Below are 6,954 nucleotides of genomic sequence, written 5' to 3'. Positions count from 1 at the left end.
CGAAGCCCTGGATACGGCAACTTACGACGCGATGGTGCTAGATCTTGGGCTTCCGGACGGCGATGGCTTCTCCGTCCTCATGAAGGCGCGGACACTGACCAAAGGTCAGCTTCCGATCCTGATCGTGACGGCAAGGGACGCAGTCGGCGACAGGGTGCGCGGTCTGGACGCCGGCGCCGACGACTATATCGTCAAGCCCTTCGACCTGATCGAACTCGAGTCCCGGATCCGGGCGGTGCTGAGGCGTCCGGGCTTGCGATCCAATCTCCTCTTGTCCTGCGGTAGCCTGGTTTTCGATACGTCGCGGCGTTCCGCCACGATAGCAGGCAATCCGGTCGACCTGACCAGGCGGGAAGCCGACCTCCTGGACGCCTTGCTGAAGGCGGCCGGCCAAGTCGTGATTCGCGACGTGCTGGAGGAGCGCTTGTACTCCTTCAACGAGCCCGTCACTCCCAATGCGCTGGAGGCGACGGTATCGCGCCTTCGCCGCCGCCTTGCGGGAGCCGGTCTGCGCATCGAAACGCGGCGCGGCATCGGATACCGTCTCTTATCCGAAACGGACGCGCCGGAATGAAAAGGGTCAACCACAGTCTTCGCCAGAGACTGACCATGGCGCTTCTGCTGGTCTTCACCATCGGCCTCACGGCCGCCGGCTTCATATTCATGCACGAGACAAGGCAAACGACGTCCGGGATCGCCAGCCAGACATTGACCCAGCAGGCTCGCGACCTGATCGGCGGCATTCGCATCGTCACCGGCGCCATTACGATCGAGCCGCCGGGATCGTGGGCGCAGGCTTACTCAAGGGCGGGCGGCGGATACTCCTACACCGTGTTCACGGCGGAAGGCAGTCCGGTCGCGCGGTCGAGCAGCCTTGAGGCGCCCCTGCCGCTGATCCCCGTTCCATCGGGCCAGAGCTACAGTTCGCTCGAACTCGACGGACCGGAGGGACGCGCCCTTCTGGGAGCCTCACTTCCCGGCGGTTACACTCTGGTAGTCGGCAGGGGCGACACCGACCTTGAAGCTCTGGCCGAAACCTTGATGGAAGAGAACAGCGAACCGATCTTCGTGCTGGTCCTCGCTATCGGCTGCGCGCTCGTCATAGGCTGGCTCGTTGCGGGCTGGAGCCTCAGGCCCCTGGCGCGGGCAGCTCAGGAAGCCTCGGCGATCGTACCGGGATGTTCGTCCGCCCGCATCTCGCCTGCCGGGCTGCCCGCCGAAGTGCTGCCGATGGTCGATGCCGTCAATGGTGCCCTCGACCGGCTTGCCGTTGCATACGACATGGAACGGCGGTTTACGGCGGATGCCGCCCACGAGTTGCGTACGCCGCTTTCGGTGCTAAGCCTTCGCCTGCAAAAGATGGAACTGAGCGGGGTCGAGGACTGGAGCGCCATCAGGCGCGATCTCGCGGAGCTCGAACGCCTCGTCAGTCAATTGCTCGATCTGGCGCGCAAGGAAGCGGCGTCGCGCTATGCCTCGGCCAGCGAGCTGGTGACGGTCGATCTTGCCCGTACGGCGCGCGAGGCGGCGGCGGCGGTACTGCCCGTGGTCGAAAAGGCCGGAAGGACGATCGAAGTCGAAGCGCCCCATGGCGCCATGCCGGTCAGGGGCCGCGCCGACGACCTGCGGGACATGGTGCGCAACCTCCTGGACAACGCCTTCACCCATGGCGACGGCTGCATCAAGGTTGCTCTGCGGCGCGTCGGCGGCGTTACGCTGCTCGAAGTCACCGATGAAGGTCCCGGCATTTCCGAAGACATGCGCGATACGGTGTTCGATCGCTTCCGAAAGGGACAAGCGGCGAGTTCAGGCTCCGGGCTGGGACTGGCCATCGTCCGGCAGGTGGCACGCAGCCACGGCGGAGAGGCGGTCGTGGCGGGCGGGACCGGCGCCTTGCATATACTGGTTCGCCTGCCGGTTGAAGTCGGCGTAGGACAGATTTCTCTGACAGGCGCACCGGAGCAAATCGCCGTTCGAGCATAATCTTTGCTAACGAACTATGTAATCTCAACAGAACGCTGCACAGAGGCGCCCATTGCATACCCATGTGTTGTATTTGATTGAACTGGCGACATTAAGACGCAGCTTATGAGTCATATTGTTACTATTTGATTATTTCAGTTTAATCACTTTATCAGACAATGCCATCGCCAACCGAAGAACTACATCTTCAATCAAGCGGTGCAGCGATGCCATTGTCCAAAGTCATTCGTAAAAAATACCAGGAAGTCGGCCCGCGAACTTCCGAGACGAAACAGGAAGAAAAGCCCTTCGCCCTGGCCCTTGGAGGGCTGGCCGGAAACAATGCGCACGGCGCCGGTGTGATCGAAGCGCTTTATCGGCATGGCAAGAAGCCGAAACTCATTACCTGCACATCGGGCCAGATCCGGTACGTCCACGCCTATCTGAGCGGACTGAATCCCGGATCGACGCTAAATCCCTACACGCTCCTCTCGAAGCATTTCGAAACTGCTCAACCCTTCAGTGATTTCATCGATCCCAACCTGAACTTCAAGCTCATGACCTGGCCGATGCAGCAGATCCGGCCATCCGTTCCGGAATTCGGCCGTGACATCGCCAGCAACATGGCGCGCAGCATGCGCGATTTCCTGAGAGCACCGGCGACTTTCTCGATGTGGAAAGAATTCTACAGGATGATGCCGGCCCGGTCCCTGGTTTCGCAGGATAAGATCCTGCATCCCGACCTTTTCAAGCAGATCTCCGACTTGTTTAACGATGACTCGGAGACGGGTCACGGTATCGGGATCATTTTCAATGCCTACGACTTTGTCGAAGGACTTGAATATGTATTCATGAACAGGAAGGCCGCGGATTTGACGGGACACGCACTCGGCACCAAAAGCAACAGCAGGGAGTGGGTGCGCTACGAAGCCATCACTCCGGACGCGGTGCGCGACGCTCTGCGCCTCTACGAATACGGGTTCGACCTGCCGGGCAACCTGATCGACGGAGCCTATCTCCGCGGCATCATCCTGAACGAGATTCCGCATTCCGGGAACGGCATCGAGAGCATCGTCGTGGGCCGCCCGCTGACCTCGCGCTGGCTGGGCGACGCTCCGTCGAGCTTGACGGAACTCCGCGACATGCAGACCGAGGTCAACTTCCACGGAAGCTATCTGGGCGAAAAGGGTCACATCAAGCTGATCAACCAGTTGATCGCCACAGGCCAGCCCGCACCGCCGCCGACGGGAGCCACCCACATCGAGTTCTACGAAGTCGAGATGGACCGCCAGAGGGGCTGGTGGGAATACGTCCTGGAATGCGAAGACATCTTCAACAGCGCCTTCCACCACACGGTCGTAAAGGTCGTGCCTTTCGTTTGAAATCCCTGAGTCGCGGTCCGCCGCTCCAGGCCGTCCGATGGGCGAATGTAGACAAATGATGACATGCGCGTCTCCCAAGGGGAGGGGCGCATTTCACCGGTTCTCATCCAGCCGGAAAAAGGCAGCCTCGGATACTCGGCAAACCCCTCATTCAAAGCACTAGACCGCCCGACTTTTCAACAACCGCCCAAAATAACGGCAAATACTATCGCGGTGCAAAAAACTTGCGGAAACTCTGGTCAATACCGGAAAAATCGGTTCATACTCAGCTACCAACTGCTCGGCTGCGGGTTTATTCCCGTTACGTGCGTCAAGCTCCGAGGAAAAAGCGTGAACCCATCCGGTACCGTCCATTCGGACCTACTCGCTAACTACGATCCTGGTGGATTCTTCGATGAGCTGTTCGGTGGTTCGGGCAATCCGGCCGAACATACTTCGGCGATACGCCAGCGTCTCTCCTCAATGGATTTCGCGGACCTTCAGCGCAGGGCAAAGGACGCAGAAAGGGAGTTGTACAATCTCGGCATCACATTCCTGGTCTATTCCGACCAGGATGCTGTCGACCGGATACTTCCCTTCGACGTCATTCCCCGTGTGATATCCGCCCGGGAGTGGGCCGCTGTCGAAGCGGGCGTGGTCCAGCGCGTAACCGCGCTGAACATGTTCCTGCACGATATCTACCATGACCAGAAGATCCTGAAGGACGGCATCATTCCGTCCGATCTGGTCCTGGGCAACCAGAACTTCCGGCCGCAGATGATCGGCATCGACGTGCCGTTCGACACCTATGTCCATATCATGGGCGTCGATCTGGTGCGCGACGGACAGGGCATCTTCCGCGTGCTGGAAGACAACGCGCGGGTGCCGTCGGGCGTCTCCTATGTGGTCGAAAACCGCCATATGATGATGCGGGCGTTCCCGGATCTGGTCAGCGATATCGGCATCCGGCCAGTGGACAATTATGGCGTCAAGCTGCTGGACGCGATGTGCGAGGTGGCTCCGGCGGACATCCATGATCCGCAGGTGGTCCTGCTGTCGCCGGGCTCTTACAACTCGGCCTATTTCGAACACATCTTCCTGGCGCGCGAGATGGGCGTGCCGCTGGTGGAAGGGCGCGATCTCGTCGTCAAGGACGACCGGGTCTACATGAAGACCACGAACGGTCTTGCCCGGGTCGATTCGATCTACCGCCGCGTCGACGATGCCTTCCTGGACCCGCTGGCGTTCCGAAAGGACAGCCATCTCGGCGTTCCGGGCCTGATGGAAGCCTACAGAAAAGGCAACGTCACGCTGGCCAACGCGATCGGCACGGGGGTCGCCGACGACAAGGCGGTCTATTGCTACGTCCCCCGGATGATCAAGTACTACCTGGACCAGGATGCGATCATCCCCAATGTCGAGACCAACATCTGCCGCGAACCCGATGGTCTGGCCCTGACGCTAGACCGTCTGGACGAACTGGTGGTCAAGCCGGTCGGCGAAGCCGGCGGCTACGGCATCACGATCGGCCCGCGCGCCACCAAGGCGGAGCTGGAGGATTGCCGGGCCAAGCTGCTGGCCGATCCGTCCAACTACATCAGCCAGCCGATGATCCCGCTGTCGGTTTGCCCGACGCTGGTGGACGAAGGGGTCGAGCCGCGCCACGTGGATCTTCGGCCTTTCGCGATCACCGGCAAAAGCACGTGGGTCCTGCCCGGCGGCCTTTCGCGCGTAGCACTTCGCAAAGGTACGCTGATCGTCAACTCCTCGCAGGGGGGCGGGTCGAAAGACACGTGGGTCCTTGAGTAATCTTCTTGCCCGCTATGCGGAGTGCATTTTCTGGATGGCGCGCTACATGGAGCGCGCCGAGAATCTGGCCCGTATCCTCGACGTCCACGAAACCTTTTCACGCGACAGCCGAGGCGCCAAGAACTGGATGTCGATCGTCCAGCTCAATGCCGACGAGAAGCGTTTTCTCAGCCGGTACGAGTCGGCGACGGCCCAGAACGTCGTCAACTTCTACGTCCTCGACACGCAGAACCCGACCTCCATCGTCTCGGCGATCCGGTCGGCCCGCGAAAACGCCCGGACTCTGCGCCCGCTGATCAGCACCGAGATGTGGACGCAGATCAACGTGTTCTACAACAAGCTGCTGTCGCTGGGTCCGTCCGACATCGCCCCTCACAACCTGACCCGGCTGTGCAGCATGGTCAAGGAAGCCTGCCAGGCCCATACCGGGATCACGGAGGGCACCTTCTACCGTGACCAGGGATGGTATTTCTATCAGTTGGGCAAGTATCTGGAGCGGGCCGACCAGACGACACGTCTGCTCGACATCAAGTACCACACGCTCCTGCCCTTCGCCGACGGCGTCGGTTCTCCCCTGGATGTCAGCCAGTGGAATGCCGTGCTTCGCTCCGCCGCCGGCTACCACGCATTCCGCCGCGTCTATCCCCGCGGCATGACGCCCTCGGCCGTGGCCGGCTTCATGCTCTACAACGAAAGCTTTCCCCGGTCGGTTACCACTTGTGTGCGGCAGATCGATGGATTGCTGGTAAGGCTGAAGTCGCGCTATATCTTGAAGGGGGGGAGCAAGGCCATGGAACGGGTCGACGAGATCCAGGCGGCGCTCCATTCCCGTTCGATCGAGGATGTCATCAAGAGCGGACTGCACGAGTATCTCGACTGGTTGCAGCTTCACCTCAACGATGTCACTCAGGAGATCAGCAAGGCCTTCTTCGGCGCGGTACCCGCCGGAGCACTGGCAGAGCAGGAACAGTAGGCTTGGAGCCATAGGCAGGAGCAATGTCCGTCATTCCGCCGCCCCCGCGGCCGCTGCAGCAGTTCTTCCGTTCCGGCCCGATGCCGTGCCCTTACCTGCCCGGCCGGGTCGAGCGTAAACTGTTCACGCGTCTGAGCGCGCCCTTTGCGTCGGAAGTGAATTCCACCTTGTCGCGGGCGGGGTTCCGGCGGAGTCACGACATCGTCTACCGGCCGGTCTGTCCGGGTTGCTCCGCCTGTGTACCGGTGCGGATCCCGGTCAAGGAGTTCCAGCCGGGCCGCAGCATGCGGCGCATCCTGAAGGCCAATGCCGACCTCTCCGTCGCGGAAGTCCCGGCCATCGCGACGCACGAGCAGTTCCGCCTGTTCCACGCCTACCAGATGTCGCGCCATGGCGACAGCGACATGGCCCGCATGAGCTTGGCCGACTACAGCGCCATGGTCGACGAGGGCCGGGCGGAGACCTGCCTGTTCGAGGTTCGCGACAGTCGGGACCGGCTGGTCGGCGCCATCCTGACCGACCGGCTGCGCGACGGTCTTTCCGCGGTCTACAGCTTCTTCGACGCCGACCAGGACAGGCGGAGCCTCGGCACCTTCATGATCCTGTCGCTGATCTCCCAGTCGCTGACCGAAGGACTTCCCCATGTCTATCTCGGCTACTGGATCAGGAGCAGCCGGAAGATGGCGTATAAGGCGCGCTTTCAACCTCTAGAGGCGCTTGGGGCCGACGGGTGGTTCCGCATGGCGCTTGAGGACGTGACCTTGCCGACCAGTGCGGTCTGATCGTCGCTGCGGCGTCGCCGCCATTCCAACGCCATGATCTTGTGGGATAAGCTCTTCTCGTTCAGGT

6 protein-coding genes are annotated in these 6,954 nt (G+C 61.3%); all 6 read left to right on the top strand.

Annotated elements, in window-relative coordinates; all coding sequences use genetic code 11:
• On the top strand, positions 1–574 hold a 574-nt coding region (locus AC5JJ6_RS34370; protein ID WP_496046351.1), incomplete at its 5' end, for a winged helix-turn-helix domain-containing protein.
• A complete protein-coding gene (locus AC5JJ6_RS34365) occupies positions 571–1,983 on the top strand; it encodes a sensor histidine kinase (protein WP_496046350.1) in 1,413 nt (470 codons plus the stop codon). The genes AC5JJ6_RS34370 and AC5JJ6_RS34365, both read left to right, overlap by 4 nt.
• Positions 1,984–2,195: 212 nt before the next feature.
• A complete protein-coding gene (locus tag AC5JJ6_RS34360; protein ID WP_496046349.1) occupies positions 2,196–3,344 on the top strand; it encodes a hypothetical protein in 1,149 nt (382 codons plus the stop codon).
• 330 nt (positions 3,345–3,674) lie between these two features.
• Complete coding sequence (locus tag AC5JJ6_RS34355; protein ID WP_044434994.1) at positions 3,675–5,132, top strand: circularly permuted type 2 ATP-grasp protein; 1,458 nt, start codon at positions 3,675–3,677, stop codon at positions 5,130–5,132.
• A complete protein-coding gene (locus AC5JJ6_RS34350) occupies positions 5,125–6,105 on the top strand; it encodes an alpha-E domain-containing protein (protein WP_084721286.1) in 981 nt (326 codons plus the stop codon). The genes AC5JJ6_RS34355 and AC5JJ6_RS34350 overlap by 8 nt, the downstream gene beginning before the upstream one ends.
• Before the next feature lie 23 nt (positions 6,106–6,128).
• Positions 6,129–6,887 (top strand): arginyltransferase, encoded by a 759-nt coding sequence (locus tag AC5JJ6_RS34345; protein WP_496046348.1) that lies wholly within the window; start codon positions 6,129–6,131, stop codon positions 6,885–6,887.
• The last annotated feature ends 67 nt before the right edge of the window (positions 6,888–6,954 follow it).

This window comes from Skermanella sp. (assembly GCF_059503625.1).
Note: the sequence above shows the minus strand (reverse complement) of the source record. Positions and strands in the feature narration are given on the sequence as shown.